Origin of the sequence: Paracoccus sp. SSK6, from assembly GCF_039770665.1 — a bacterium.
Taxonomy (GTDB): domain Bacteria; phylum Pseudomonadota; class Alphaproteobacteria; order Rhodobacterales; family Rhodobacteraceae; genus Paracoccus.
Window position 1 is genome coordinate 1 of the sequence record NZ_JBDPNJ010000048.1, and the last position, 13,511, is coordinate 13,511.

Genomic DNA, 13,511 nt, shown 5'->3' on the forward strand with positions numbered 1-13,511 from the left:
AAAATTGGACCTTGCAAGCAAATTTCTTGCAAGACCCTGTTTCGACACGCGAATTTCAGGGCCCGCCACCCCTGCCGGGATAGCTGTCGATGACCTTCCATCCCGATCCAGGGCGAATCCCCCTTGCCATCCTAACCCGATTCCGCCCTTCGGCACGCTCCTGTCGCTGTTTCGAGACGGGGAATCGTCCCGTTGCCCATGATCCAGGCAGTTTCGCCCGTGCCTGTAACGCGCGGATGAAGAATCGGTGGCAAGGCGGAAACGAAAAAGGCGCGACCCTTGCAGGTCGCGCCTTCTGGAAAGCATGTCGCCGGGATCAGCGCTTCGAGAACTGGAAGCTGCGGCGGGCTTTCGCCTTGCCGTATTTCTTCCGCTCGACGACGCGCGAGTCGCGGGTCAGGAAACCGGCGGCCTTCAGGGCGGCGCGCAGGCTGGGTTCGTGCAGTTGCAGCGCCTGGCTGATGCCGTGCTTCACGGCGCCAGCCTGGCCCGACAGGCCGCCGCCCTTGACGGTGGCCTGCACGTCATACTGACCGGCAACGCCTGCCACGTCGAAGGGCTGGCGCAGGATCATCTGCAGAACGGGACGGGCGAAGTATTCCGTGATGTCCTTGCCGTTCACCACGACCTTGCCGGAACCGGCCTTGACCCAGACGCGGGCAACCGCGTCCTTGCGCTTGCCGGTCGCGTAGGAGCGGCCCTGCTGGTCGCGCTGCGCTTCGCGGCGGACGGGGGCCTCAGCCACGGCGGCATTGCCCGACACGACGGATTTCAGATCGTCGAGGCTCTTGATGTCTTCGGCCATAATCACGCGCTCCGGGTGTTCTTGGCGTTCAGGACCTTCACGTCCAGAACTTCGGGCTGCTGCGCTTCATGCGGGTGCGCGGCACCGGCATAGACGCGCAGGTGGGTCATCTGCTGCTTGCCCAGTTTGTTGCGGCTGATCATGCGCTCGACGGCCTTGATCACCACACGCTCGGGGTGGGCGCCTTCCAGCACCTGGCGCGCGGTGCGGTGCTTGATGCCGCCCGGATGGCCAGTGTGCCAGTAGTATTTCTTGTCATCGCGCTTGTTACCGGTCATCTGCACCTTGTCGGCGTTGATGACGATGACATTGTCACCCATGTCCATGTGGGGGGTGAAGGTCGGCTTGTGCTTGCCGCGCAGGCGATTGGCGACGATCGTGGCGAGGCGGCCCAGAACGACGCCCTCGGCGTCGATCAGGATCCACTTCTTCTCGATCTCCGCCGGTTTCGCGGTATAGGTTTTCATCTTTCGTCCCTTCAGGGTCGTGAAATTCGAGATGGCGGTGTATCGGGGATCGGGGGCGATCCGTCAAGCGCCACGGACACTAATATCTTCATGTAAACCAATATCTTGCGAAATAGGTATCAAGATACCACATCACAATCCGCTGTTTTCCGGCCTTTTTGGCGGAATCGAATAGGTCATTGAACAGCGGGCCACCGGATCGGCACCCCCATCCGAGAAGATCAGCGCCTCGGCCACGGCCAGGCTGCGGCCCAGCTTGAGGATCCGGCATTCGGCCAGCAGCTCGCCCCCCGCCGCAGGCTTGCGCATGAAGTCGATCGAGGCGTTCGTCGTCACCGCCAGCGCCACCGGCCCGATCCGCGACAGGATCGCGCAATAGATCGCCACATCGGCCAGGGCGAAGATCGTCGGGCCGCCGACCGTGCCGCCGGGCCGCAGATGCTGGTCCTCCACCCGCAGCCGCGCGACAAGCCTGTCCTGCGCAACGGACTGGACGCTGATGCTGCCTGCGACCTGCGGGAAATCCGCGGCCAGAAAGGCGTTCAGCGCCTGCGCGTCCATGACGATTTCCATGCTTTCCCCCTGCCCTGTCGCCGCATAGGCTTCCGGCAAACAAGGGGAGAGATCAAGATGGCGGACCTGATCCAGCGGCAGGACGGCAACGGTATCGCGCGGCTGGTGCTGAACAGCCCCGGCAACTACAACGCCCTGTCGGTCGAGATGATCGCCGCGCTGACGAATGCGCTGCGCGACATCGCCGATGAAGATGGCGTCCGCGTGGTTGTCCTGGCGGCGAATGGCCGGGCCTTCTGCGCAGGCCATGACCTGCGGCAGATGCAGGCGGCGCGGGATGGTGCGGATGGCGGAGCTGCGGCTTTCGCCGATCTGTTCGATGCCTGCGCGCGGATGATGCAGATGATCCCTGCCCTGCCCCAGCCGGTGATTGCCGAGGTTCAGGGGATCGCCACAGCTGCGGGCTGCCAACTAGTCGCGTCCTGCGACATGGCCGTGGCGGCGGAAGGCGCGCGTTTTGGCGTCAATGGCGTGAACATCGGCCTGTTCTGCTCGACCCCCATGGTGGCCCTGACTCGTGCCGTCCCACCCAAGGCCGCGTTCGAGATGCTGGTGACGGGCGAGTTCATCGACGCCGCCCGCGCCTTGCAGCTTGGCTTGGTCAACCGCATCGCCGCGCCCGAGGCGCTTACGGAAACCACGATGGAAATGGCCGCGACCATCGCGGCCAAGCTGCCCGCCGCGATCCGGTTGGGCAAGCGGGCCTTCCACGACCAGCTGCGGCTGGGCCTCGCCAATGCCTATGAGATCGCAAGCGGGGCGATGTGCCGGAACATCCTGCTGCCCGACACCGCCGAAGGCATGGCAGCCTTCCTGGAAAAGCGGCCGCCAAGCTGGGCGTGATCCTTCACCTTTGCCCAAATACCCTCGGGGGAGTCGCGCAGCGACGGGGGCAGAAAGCCCCCTGCCCCGCCGCCCTCAACGCGACGCCAAGGCCTTCACCAGATCGGTAAAATGCTCGCCGCGCTTTTCGAAGTTCGGATACTGGTCGAAGCTGGCGGCAGCGGGGGCCAGCAGCACGGTGTCGCCGGGCTGGGCCTCGGAGGCGGCGCGTGCCACGGCGGCTTCCATCGTCTCGGCGATCTCGTAGGAGGTCTGGCCGATTTCCAGCGCGAAATCGCGGGCGGAATGGCCGATCAGATAGGCCTTGGCGACGCGGCTCAGATGGGGCGCCAGCGCACCGATGCCGCCTTCCTTGCCCAAGCCCCCGGCGATCCAGCGGATCCGGTCAAAGGCCTGCAACGCTTTTGCCGCCGCATCGACATTGGTGGCCTTGGAATCGTTAACATAACGGACGCCGCCGATCTCGGCCACGGTCTGGCTGCGATGCGGCAGGCCGGCGAAGGTATGGAATGCCGCTTCAATCTCGCGCGGCGCAAGGCCCACGGCGCGGCAGGCGGCGTAAGCCGCGCAGGCGTTCTGGTGGTTATGCGCGCCCGGCAGACCTGTCACGGCACGCAGGTCGATGGAGGCCGCCTGATGCCCCTTTCGGTATTCGCAAAGGAACCCCTTGCGCGCAAAGACCGACCAGGCGCCTCCTTCCAGCTTTTGCCCGGCCGACACGCGGATCACCCGGTCATCCGCCGGTCCCATCGACAACTGGTTCGCCAGATACAGCCCTTCGATCTCATCCACGCCGATCACCGCGCGGTCCGGTCCGCCTTCCGAAAACAGCCTGCGCTTGGCGGCGAAATAGCCGCCGTGGCCACTGTGGCGGTCCAGGTGGTCGGGCGACAGGTTGGTGAAGACCGCGACATCCGGCGTCAGCGCGCGGGCGAGTTCGGTCTGATAGCTGGACAGTTCCAGCACCACGACCTCTCCATCCTCGGCCGGTTCCAGCGACAAGACGCCCGTGCCGATATTGCCGCCCATCTGGGTCGGGCGACCGGATTCCTTGAGGATATGGTGGATCAGCGCGGTCGTGGTCGATTTGCCGTTCGATCCGGTGACGGCGATCACGCGGGGGGCGCGGTCGAAGCCCTCCCAGTCGGCGGTCGCATAGCTGCGGAAGAACAGCCCGATGTCGTTGTCCACCGGCACGCCAAGGGCGTAGGCCTTGGCAATGACCGGATGGGGTTTCGGGTAGAGATGCGGGATGCCGGGGCTGGTGATCAGGGCGGTCACGCCCTGCCAGGCATCGTCGCGGGTCAGATCGGTGATGGTCAGGCCGTCGGCGGCGGCTGCCTCTCGGGTGTCATTGCCGTCGTCCCAGGCAATGACGGTCGCGCCGCCAGCTGCCAAGGCGGCTGCGGTGGCCTTGCCGGAACGGCCGAGACCCAGAACGGCAACGGTTTGTCCTTCGACGCCTTGAACAGGGATCATCATGCACCTTTAGGCATGGTGCGCTGAAGCGCACCCTACAATTCAGCGAAACAGCGTAGGGTGCGCTTCAGCGCACCGCAACTGTGCGATTACCGCAGCTTCAGCGTCGCCAGCCCGATCAGCGCCAGGATCAGCGAGATGATCCAGAAGCGGATGACGATCTGCGGCTCGGCCCAGCCCTTCTTCTCGAAATGGTGATGGATCGGGGCCATCAGGAAGACGCGGCGGCCTGTGCGCTTGAAATAGGCGACCTGGATGATGACCGACAGCGCCTCGACCACGAACAGCCCGCCGACGATGGCCAGGACGATCTCGTGCTTGGTGACGACCGCGATGGCGCCAAGTGCGCCGCCGAGCGCAAGCGACCCGGTATCGCCCATGAAGACCGCCGCCGGGGGCGCGTTGTACCACAGGAAGCCCAGGCCGCCGCCGATCAGGGCCGAGACGAAGACCAGGATCTCGCCCGTGCCGGGGACGTGGTGGACGCCCAGATAGTCGGTGAAGTCCACGCGGCCCACGGTATAGGCGATGACGCCCAGGGTGCCTGCCGCGATCATCACCGGCATGATCGCCAGCCCGTCCAGCCCGTCGGTCAGGTTCACCGCATTGGCCGATCCGACGATCACCAGCATCCCGAAGGGGATGAAGAACAGCCACAGGTTCAGCAGCGCGTCCTTGAAGACCGGCAGCGCCAGTTGCCCGGAAAGATCCGCCGGATGAAGCCACATCGCCCAAGCCGAGGCGACAAGAGCCAGCGCCAGTCCCATCGCCATGCGCTTGCGGCCCGAGACGCCCTTGGTGTTCTGCTTGCTGACCTTGGCATAATCGTCGGCAAAGCCGATCGCGGCATAGCCCGCCGTTACCAGCAGCACGATCCAGACATAGCCGTTGTCCAGCCGCGCCCAGAGCAGCGTCGAGAAGAACAGCGCCGACAGGATCAGGATGCCGCCCATCGTGGGGGTGCCCGCCTTGACGAAATGGCCCTCGGGTCCGTCGTCGCGGATCGGCTGGCCCTTCTTCTGCACCCGGCGCAGATAGTTGATCAGCGGGCGCCCGAAGATGAAGCCGAAGATCAGCGCCGTGAAGAACGCCGCACCCGCCCGGAAGGTGATATAGCGGAACAGGTTGAAGAGGTCGCCCCCTTCGGAAAGGCCGCTCAGCCAATAGAGCATCGGTTATTCTTTCGTTTCAGGTGCGGGCGTTTGCGCCGATTTCCGCAGGGCGTCAACGACGGTCGAGATCTTCGAGGACTTGGAGCCCTTGACCAGCACGATGTCGCCGGGGGCGACCAGATCGGCCAGCTGCCCGGCCAGTTCCGCTGCCGTTTCCGCCCAGATGCCGCGCTTGGCGGGCGGCAGCGCGTCATGCAGGTGGCGCATCCGGAGGCCGGCGCTGTGGACCAGATCGACCTGCGCCATGGCAGGATCATCGGCCATGCCGCGATGCATGGCGATTTCGTCCGCTCCCAGTTCCAGCATGTCGCCCAGGATCGCAACCCGGCGCCCGCCTTGCAGCCCGGCCAGCGTGGCAAGCCCCGCCGACAAGGATGTCGGGTTGGCGTTATAGGCATCGTCGATCAGGCGAAGGCCCGCCAGATCCTCGACCGCTCCGCGCCCCTTGGGCGGCAGCCAGTCGCCAAGGCGCTTGCCCGCCTCCTTCACATCAGCACCGGCGGTAGCCAGCGCGGCCAGAACGCCCACGGCATTCATCGCGAAATGCGCGCCGGCCGTTTGCAGGGTGAAGTCAACGGTTTCGCCGCCGATCCGCGCGCGGCACTTCAAGGCGCCATTGTCGGGTTTGGCCTGGACCAGCTTGGCCTGGCCGTCGCGGCCAAAGCCCATGACCAGGGCGCCCGCCTCGTCTGCGCAGTCGCGCAGGATTTGCGTGACCGGCAGGTCCTCGGGGATGATGGCGTGGCCGATGGGTTCAAGTCCCTGGAAGATCGAGCCCTTCTCGCGGGCGATCCCCTCGATGGCGCCGAAGGCCTCCAGATGGGCAGCGGCCACCGTGGTGATCATGGCGACATGCGGGCGGGCCAGGCGCGACAGGGGCGCGATCTCGCCCGGATGGTTCATACCGATCTCGATGATGGCGAAATCGGTGTCGCGCGGCATCCGCGCGAGCGTCAGCGGCACGCCCCAATGGTTGTTGTAGCTGGCCTCGGCCGCGTGGATGCGCCCCTGCCCCGCCAGCGCCGTGCGCGCCATGTCCTTGGTCGAGGTCTTGCCGACCGAGCCGGTGATGGCGATGACCTTGCCCGTCATGCGCTTGCGGCCGGCGCGGCCAAGCGCCTCAAGCGCGGCCAGCACATCGGGCACGATCAGCAGCGGCGCATTGGCATCCACCCCATCCGGGATCCGGCTGACCAGGGCCGCAGCCGCGCCCTTGTCCAGCGCCTGCGCGACGAAATCATGCCCGTCGCGCGCGTCCTTCAGCGCCACGAACAGATCGCCCGGCTGGATGGTGCGCGTGTCGATGGACACGCCCGTCGCCGCCCAGTCCCCCTGCGCCCGCCCGACCGTTGCGGCGGCGGCGTCATTGGCTGTCCACAAGGTCATATCTTGCCGTCCAGTGCTGCGACCGCGACGGATGCCTGTTCGGCATCGTCAAAAGGATAGATGTCGGTGCCGATGATCTGGCCGGTCTCGTGGCCCTTGCCGCAGATCAGCAGCGCGTCGCCCGGCAGCAGGGCATCGACGCCGCGCAGGATCGCTTCGGCCCGGTCGGCAACCTCAGTCGCGTCGGGGCCTGCGCCCTCCATGACGGCGGCGCGGATGGCCGCCGGATCCTCGGTCCGGGGGTTGTCGTCGGTGACGATCACCACATCCGCGAACTGGCGCGCGGCCTCGCCCATCAGGGGGCGCTTGCCCCGGTCGCGGTCGCCGCCCGCGCCGATCACGCAAACGATGCGGCCCATGACATGGGGCCGCAGCGATTGCAGCGCGGCAATCACCGCGCCGGGCTTATGGGCGTAATCGACAAAGACCGTCGCGCCGTTGTCCCGCTGCGCGACAAGCTGCATCCGTCCGCGAACGGTGTGCAGGTCGGGCAGCACGCGCAGCGTGGCTTCGGCGGAATCGCCAGCCGCCAGCACCAGCCCCAATGCCGCCAGCACGTTTTCGGCCTGGAAGCCCCCGATCAGCGGCAGGCGCACCATCTGCGGCTGGCCCATCAGCGAGAAGCGCAAGTCCTGCCCGGTCGCATCGTAGCGCTGTCCCAGGATCCGCAGCATGGCGTTTTCGCCGGTGCCGACAGTCGTGACCGCCAGCCCGCGATCCGTGGCGATGTCCAGCATCTGCCGCCCGCGTTCGCCGTCGATGTTGATCACCGCCGCTGCGCCGTCTTCCAGGATGTGATTGAACAACAGCGCCTTGGCCGCGAAATATTCGTCAAAGCCCGCGTGATAGTCCAGGTGGTCCTGGCTGAAGTTGGTAAACGCCCCGGCCTCGACCCGCACGCCGTCCAGGCGGCGCTGGTCCAACCCGTGGCTCGACGCCTCCATCGCGGCATGGGTGACGCCTGCCTGCGCCGCCTCGGCCAGGATGCGGTGCAGCGTCAGGGGATCGGGCGTGGTATGTGCCAGCTTCGCTTCGTAATCACCCTGCACGCCCATGGTGCCCAGGCTGATCGCCTTGTGCCCCAGGTGCTGCCAGATCTGGCGGGTGAAGCTGGCGACGCTGGTCTTGCCCGAGGTGCCGGTGACGGCCACCACATGCTCGGGCTGCGCTTCGAACCACAGGGCGGCGGCACCCGCCAAAGCGGCGCGCGGATCCTCGGCCACGACGACAGCGCCGCTCCAACCGGACAAGGCGTCCGCTGCCATCTCGGCCCCGGCGCGGTCGGTCAGGATCGCGCCCGCCTCCATGCGCAGGGCATAAGGGATGAACTCGGCCCCATGCACGGCCGATCCCGGCAGGGCGGCGAACAGATGGCCGGGCTTCACGGTGCGGCTGTCCAGCGACAGCCCAGTAATGACCGGGTCGCGCCCGTCCCTTGCCCGCAGCCCCAGCCGCGACAGCGTCTTTTCGCCTTGCCCCACAGTCCCACCCGTCATTGATTTGCGACGACCTTTAGCTCATCGCCCGGTTGCGATTCAACACGGGGGGCGAAGCGCGGCGCGATGACCGGCAGCTTTTCGTCGGTCACTGGCTCCAGCCCGACCAGCGGCGCCAGGCGGCGGATGATGGCGGATGCGACGGGCGCTGCGGTCGCGCCCGCCGTGCGGCTTTGCCCGCCCGGCCCGGTGACCGAGGGTTCGTCCAGCGTCACGATCATCACGTATTTCGGCGCGCTTGCCGGGAAGACCGATGCAAAGGTCGAGACCACCTTGCTGTCGTAATACCCGCCCGAGGGGCGCGGCTTGTCGGCGGTCCCGGTCTTGCCCGCGACCTCGTAGCCCTCAACCTCGGCCTGCCGGGCGGTGCCGCGCGTGACGACCTGGCGCAGCATGTCCACCGCGCGGGCGGCGGCGCGTTCCGATAGGATCTGCTCGCTCTCGGGGCGCGTGCGGCCGTGGATCAACGTGGGCGTCACCTTGCGGCCGCCATTGGCGATGGTGGCATAAGCAGCGGCCAGGTGCAGCGGGCTGGCGGCAAGGCCGTGGCCGAAGGACACGGTGGCGGCGGTCACGGCGGGCCAGCGGGAGGGCACCAGCGGCTTGCCGGTCGGCGCCTCGACCATCTCGATCGGCAGGGGATCGAAGAAGCCCAGCTTCTGCAGGAAGGCCTTCTGCTTCTCGACCCCGATCATCTGCGCGATCCTGACCGTGCCCACGTTCGAGGACTTCACGATCACATCCGTCGCAGACAGTTGCGGGCCATAGTTCGAAAAATCGTTGATCCGGTACTTGCCGATCCGCATCGGCGTCGTGGTGTTGATGCCGCTGTTGGGGTTGATGATCTGCAAATCCAGCGCCTGCGCGACCGGGAAGATCTTGAAGGTCGATCCCAGTTCGTACTGCCCCTGCACCGCCCGGTTGAACAGCGGACTGTCCGAGGGATCGCCCTTCAGCAGCGGGCGCGGGCGGTCATTCGGGTCAAAGTCGGGCAGGCTGGCCATGGCCAGGATCTCGCCCGACTTGATCTCCATCAGGATGCCGGTGGCGCCCTTGGCGTTCATCACCTCCATGCCCGATGCCAGCACCTGCTCCATCGCCGCCTGCACGGACAGGTCGATGGACAGTTGCAGGGGCGCGCCTTCGTTGGCCGGGTCGCGCAGCCAGCCGTCGAAGGCCTTTTCGACGCCTGCCACGCCCAGAACCTCGGCGCTGTTCACGCCCTCGTTGCCGAAGCCGGACCCGCCGAGGATATGGCTGGCGATATGGCCGTTGGGATAGACGCGCATCTCGCGCGGGCCGAACAGCAGGCCGGGCTCGCCCAGGTCATGGACGGCCTGCATCTGTTCGGGGCTCATCTTGCGCTTGATCCACATGAACTTGCGGCTGCCGGTGAAGTCGCGCAGCAGCTTGTCGCCGTCCAGGTCGGGGAAGATGCGCGCCAGCCCCTGCGCCGCGCCGACCGGATCGACCATCTGGTGGGGGTGGGCATAAAGCGAATGCGTCAGAAGGTTCGTCGCCAAGACCCGGCCCTTGCGGTCCGTGATGTCGGCGCGTTGCGAGACGATCTGCGCCGACATCACCTCGCTGCGCGGCTCGATCGGGTCGCTGGAGGCCAGCGCGCCCATGCGGATCCCCACAACGCTGAAGCCCAGCACGAACAGGCTGGCCATCAGCGCCAGCCGCCCCTCGGCCCGGCGGCGGGCCTTGTCCTGGATCGCCTCGTGGCGCAGGCGGCGGTTCTCGGCCTCGATGGCGTCCGGGTTCTCGCCACGCTCTCGGGCGGGCAGGATCCGGGCCAGGGGACGCAAGGGGATGCGGATCATGACGGTCACTCCTGCGGGGCGGCGGGGTTGTCAGACGATTCGGCGGGGGGTTCGGGCGGGCGCGGGGCGGGCGGCCTGGGATAGTCGACATGGCCCAGGTCCATCACCTGCCCGGCCTCGCGCGGGACCAGTTGCAGGCGGTCGAAATTCAGGTCCACCAGTTCGCGCAGCCGGTCGGGGCGGTTCAGATAGGCCCATTCGGCGCGCAACACGCCCAGGTCTTCGCGCAGGGCCGCGATCTCGCGCTGGACCTGGGTCATCTCGCCCAGGGCGGCCTGGGTGCGGTAATTCTCGCGATAGGCCCAGAAGGCCAGGCCCATGACCAGAAGCGTGCAGACAAGATAGGTGAAGGGACGCATCAGTGTCCCCCTTTCGGCAGGCGCGGCATGGCCAGGGCATCGGCATCGACGGCGCCCGCCGGGGCATCGGTTCGAATCGCCACGCGCAGCAGGGCCGACCGGGCGCGGGGGTTCGTGGCCTCCTCATCGGGGTCGGGGCCGATGGCGCGGCGGAAGGGCATGGTAAAGGCGGCAGGCGCGGTATCCTGCACCGGCGCATAGCGGCTGCCCCCGCCCGCGCTGTTCGACCGCGCCTGCATGAAGCGCTTGACGATGCGGTCCTCCAGCGAATGAAAGCTGACCACGGCCAGCTTGCCGCCCGGCTTCAGGGCGCGTTCGGCGGCGGAGAGGCCATCGACCAGTTGGCGGAATTCGTCGTTCACCCAGATGCGGACCGCCTGGAAGCTGCGCGTGGCAGGGTGGCTTTGCCCCGGCTTGGGGCGCGGCAGGCAGGATGCCACGACCTCGGCCAGATGCGCGGTGCGGGTCAGGGGACGCGCCGCGACGATGGCGCGGGCGATGCGGCGGGCGGCGCGCTCCTCTCCGTAATGATACAGCACATCGGCGATCACCGCTTCCTCGGCGGTGTTCAGCAGATCGGCGGCAGACGGCCCCGCCTGTTCCATCCGCATGTCCAGCGGCCCGTCGCGCAGGAAGGAAAAGCCGCGCTCCGCCAGATCAAGCTGCATCGAACTGACGCCTAGATCCAGCACCACGCCGTCCAGCGGTTCGCCTGCAAGGTGATCGAGGTCCGAAAACGTCCCTTCGACCAGCCGCAGCCGGTCGCCATACTGGCCCGCCCAACCGGCGGCCATGTCGAAGACCAGCGGGTCGCGGTCCACGCCGATCACCCGGTCGGCGCCCGCCGCCAGCAGGCCACGGGAATAGCCCCCTGCCCCGAAGGTGCCATCCAACCAGACCCCGGAGACGGGCGCGACCGCACGCAGTAGCGGGGCAAGAAGAACGGGCACATGCGATTCGGCCATGGCCTATCCCTCATCCACCTGGTCAAGGAAAGAGCGCGGATCGAATTCCGGCCCATGCTGGGCGGTGAAATCCTCTAGCGCCGCGACATCCTTGGGCCGCGAGTCGGGGTGATAAACCTGGATGTAATCGCCGCGCGATTCGAAGATCGTTTCCGTTCCGTCCGTGAGGCCCAGTTTTTCGCGCAATTTCTGCGGCAGGACCAGGCGCCCTTCCTTGTCGATTTCCAGATCGGTGGACTGGCCGTTCATCAGCATTTCCAGCCAGCGGCGCTGCGGGGAACCGCGCGTCAGCTTGTCGATCTGCTCGTCGATTTCCTCAATGGCCTCGATGGTGTAAAGCTCGATCCAGTTCCACCAGTCGGGGCCGTAGACGGCCACCAGTTGCGTGCGCCCGGTATTGGCGGTGGCAAAGGCGGGATCGCCGGCATCGAACACGCGCCGCAGCCGGGCCGGGATCGACATCCGACCCTTGCCATCGACCTTGACGGATTCAGTGCCTCTGAACTTCCGCGCCACCCTTGGCCTGCCTCACTGCCGCTCTTCCGCCCGCCCGAAAGAGAAAGGGCGGACCGGGCCGCTGCCACCGCCCGATCCGCCGCCCTCGTTCCCCGTCCTGGCCCCTTTTTCGGGGTCTGTCCCTGTCACGCGCCACCTGGGGGAGGTGCTGCTCGCGCGTGCGGGCACTTATTTGGAAAACGGATGCCTGTATGAAAGCCTGCTCGCCTGCGGGGTCTTTGACGCCCCTTTACTGCCCGTCTTCGTGATCTGGTTCTGACATGGGAATTCACGGGAAGCAACGGTATTCTTCGCCCCTCCATGAAACCAAAGCGCGAACGGCGGAATGCCGCAGACCGCCCATGCCCCTGTTGCGAATCAGAAAAAGCCCCATTGATGGGGCTCCAAGCACTTAAAACCTACCAGATTTAGGAAGTTAACTTTTGTTGCATTCTGCGCTGCAGGCAGGTGCCGTTCCTGTTCACGGAATGCACCTGTTGCCAGTTATCCACAGAAAAGTCCGCATTGCGAGTTTATCGATCACAAGGCTTCACGCAGGCGGGAGAGTGCCGGGAAACTGGCTCCTGTCCCCCGGCGAATCCCCGTATTCCCGTTCATTCCCAAATGACATCAGGCCTCAGGCCACGCCTTCCTGGATCAGCCGCGCCGCAAGACGCGCATAGGCCTGGGCCGTGGCGCCTTCGCCCAAGGCGATCGGGCGGCCCGAATCGCCCGCTAGCCGCACGTCCAGTTCCAGCGGCAGCTCGCCCAGGAAGGGCAGGCCCAGCTGCGCCGATTCGGCGGCGACACCGCCATGGCCGAACAGATGCGCCTCGTGCCCGCAATTGGGGCAGACATAGGTGGACATGTTTTCCACCAGCCCCAGCACCGGGGTCTTCAGCTTGTTGAACATGTCGATGGCGCGGCGGGCATCCAGCAGCGCCACGTCCTGCGGGGTGGACACGATGACCGCCCCCGTCACGGCGGCCTTCTGGCACAGGCTCAACTGCACGTCGCCGGTGCCGGGCGGCAGGTCGATCAGCAGCACATCCAGTTCGCCCCAGTTCACCTGCTGCAGCATCTGCTGCATCGCGCCCATCAGCATGGGCCCGCGCCAGACCACCGCCTCGCCTTCCTTCAGCATCAGGCCGATGGACATGACGGTCACGCCATGGGCGCGCAGGGGTTCGATATGCTGTCCGTCGGGGCTGGCGGGGCGGCCGGACACTCCCATCATCCGCGGCTGCGAGGGTCCATAGATGTCGGCATCCAGCAGCCCGACCTTGCGCCCCGCCCGCGCCAGGGCGACCGCGAGGTTCGAGGTCACCGTGGATTTGCCGACGCCCCCCTTGCCCGATCCGATGGCCACGATGTTCCTGATGCCGGGAATCGCCTGCGGCCCGGCCTGTGCGGTCGGATGCCGCCCGATCTGCAGGGACGGGGCGGCACCGGAACTGCGCACGGGCTCGGCCTGCCTGCCTGCGGGCGCGGTCATCACGATCTGGACCTTCTCCACGCCCGGCAGCGCCTCGAGCCGGCGCTTCGCCTCGGCCTCGACCGGCGCAAGGCTGCGCGCGGTCGCGGCGTCGGCGACTTCCAGCACGAATCTGACAGTGCCGCCCTCCACCGTCATGGCCCTGACCAA

13 protein-coding genes are annotated in these 13,511 nt (G+C 66.8%); 1 reads left to right on the forward strand and 12 read right to left on the reverse strand.

What is annotated here, in order from left to right; genetic code table 11:
• Positions 1 to 316 precede the first annotated feature (316 nt).
• The 3 genes from rpsI to AAIL68_RS16600 all read right to left on the reverse strand — a co-directional run bounded on the left by rpsI (position 317) and on the right by AAIL68_RS16600 (position 1,845).
• Complete coding sequence (rpsI, locus tag AAIL68_RS16590) at positions 317 to 805, reverse strand: 30S ribosomal protein S9 (protein ID WP_347140855.1); 489 nt, start codon at positions 803 to 805, stop codon at positions 317 to 319.
• Between the two features lie 2 nt (positions 806 to 807).
• On the reverse strand, positions 808 to 1,272 hold the full coding sequence (gene rplM, locus AAIL68_RS16595) for a 50S ribosomal protein L13 (protein WP_347140856.1): 465 nt from the start codon (positions 1,270 to 1,272) through the stop codon (positions 808 to 810).
• Between the two features lie 132 nt (positions 1,273 to 1,404).
• Positions 1,405 to 1,845: a PaaI family thioesterase gene (locus AAIL68_RS16600; RefSeq protein WP_347140857.1), complete on the reverse strand. Its 441-nt coding sequence runs from the start codon at positions 1,843 to 1,845 to the stop codon at positions 1,405 to 1,407.
• A 57-nt stretch (positions 1,846 to 1,902) separates the two neighbouring features.
• Between AAIL68_RS16600 and AAIL68_RS16605 the strand changes: the two genes are divergently transcribed.
• A complete protein-coding gene (locus tag AAIL68_RS16605; RefSeq protein ID WP_347140858.1) occupies positions 1,903 to 2,688 on the forward strand; it encodes an enoyl-CoA hydratase in 786 nt (261 codons plus the stop codon).
• 75 nt (positions 2,689 to 2,763) lie between these two features.
• Here the strand turns inward: AAIL68_RS16605 and murD are convergent, their stop codons facing one another.
• The 9 genes from murD to AAIL68_RS16650 form a co-directional block, all read right to left on the reverse strand.
• A complete protein-coding gene (murD, locus tag AAIL68_RS16610) occupies positions 2,764 to 4,167 on the reverse strand; it encodes a UDP-N-acetylmuramoyl-L-alanine--D-glutamate ligase (RefSeq protein ID WP_347140870.1) in 1,404 nt (467 codons plus the stop codon).
• An 89-nt stretch (positions 4,168 to 4,256) separates the two neighbouring features.
• Positions 4,257 to 5,339: a phospho-N-acetylmuramoyl-pentapeptide-transferase gene (gene mraY / locus AAIL68_RS16615; RefSeq protein ID WP_347140859.1), complete on the reverse strand. Its 1,083-nt coding sequence runs from the start codon at positions 5,337 to 5,339 to the stop codon at positions 4,257 to 4,259.
• Positions 5,340 to 5,342: 3 nt separating this feature from the next.
• The gene (murF, locus tag AAIL68_RS16620; protein WP_347140860.1) at positions 5,343 to 6,725 is read right to left on the reverse strand and encodes a UDP-N-acetylmuramoyl-tripeptide--D-alanyl-D-alanine ligase; all 1,383 of its coding nucleotides are present in this window, start codon (positions 6,723 to 6,725) and stop codon (positions 5,343 to 5,345) included.
• A complete protein-coding gene (locus AAIL68_RS16625; protein WP_347140862.1) occupies positions 6,722 to 8,221 on the reverse strand; it encodes a UDP-N-acetylmuramoyl-L-alanyl-D-glutamate--2,6-diaminopimelate ligase in 1,500 nt (499 codons plus the stop codon). Before AAIL68_RS16625 ends, murF begins: the two co-directional genes overlap by 4 nt.
• Positions 8,218 to 10,047, reverse strand: coding sequence for a penicillin-binding protein 2 (locus tag AAIL68_RS16630; RefSeq protein ID WP_347140863.1), 1,830 nt, complete (start codon positions 10,045 to 10,047; stop codon positions 8,218 to 8,220). The genes AAIL68_RS16625 and AAIL68_RS16630 overlap by 4 nt, the downstream gene beginning before the upstream one ends.
• A 5-nt stretch (positions 10,048 to 10,052) precedes the next feature.
• Complete coding sequence (locus AAIL68_RS16635) at positions 10,053 to 10,406, reverse strand: cell division protein FtsL (RefSeq protein WP_347140864.1); 354 nt, start codon at positions 10,404 to 10,406, stop codon at positions 10,053 to 10,055.
• On the reverse strand, positions 10,406 to 11,371 hold the full coding sequence (gene rsmH, locus AAIL68_RS16640; protein WP_347140865.1) for a 16S rRNA (cytosine(1402)-N(4))-methyltransferase RsmH: 966 nt from the start codon (positions 11,369 to 11,371) through the stop codon (positions 10,406 to 10,408). The genes AAIL68_RS16635 and rsmH overlap by 1 nt, the downstream gene beginning before the upstream one ends.
• Positions 11,372 to 11,374: 3 nt before the next feature.
• Complete coding sequence (locus AAIL68_RS16645) at positions 11,375 to 11,887, reverse strand: cell division/cell wall cluster transcriptional repressor MraZ (protein WP_347140867.1); 513 nt, start codon at positions 11,885 to 11,887, stop codon at positions 11,375 to 11,377.
• Positions 11,888 to 12,503: 616 nt separating this feature from the next.
• Positions 12,504 to 13,511: Mrp/NBP35 family ATP-binding protein (locus AAIL68_RS16650; protein ID WP_347140868.1), on the reverse strand; the 1,008-nt coding region annotated here is incomplete at its 5' end.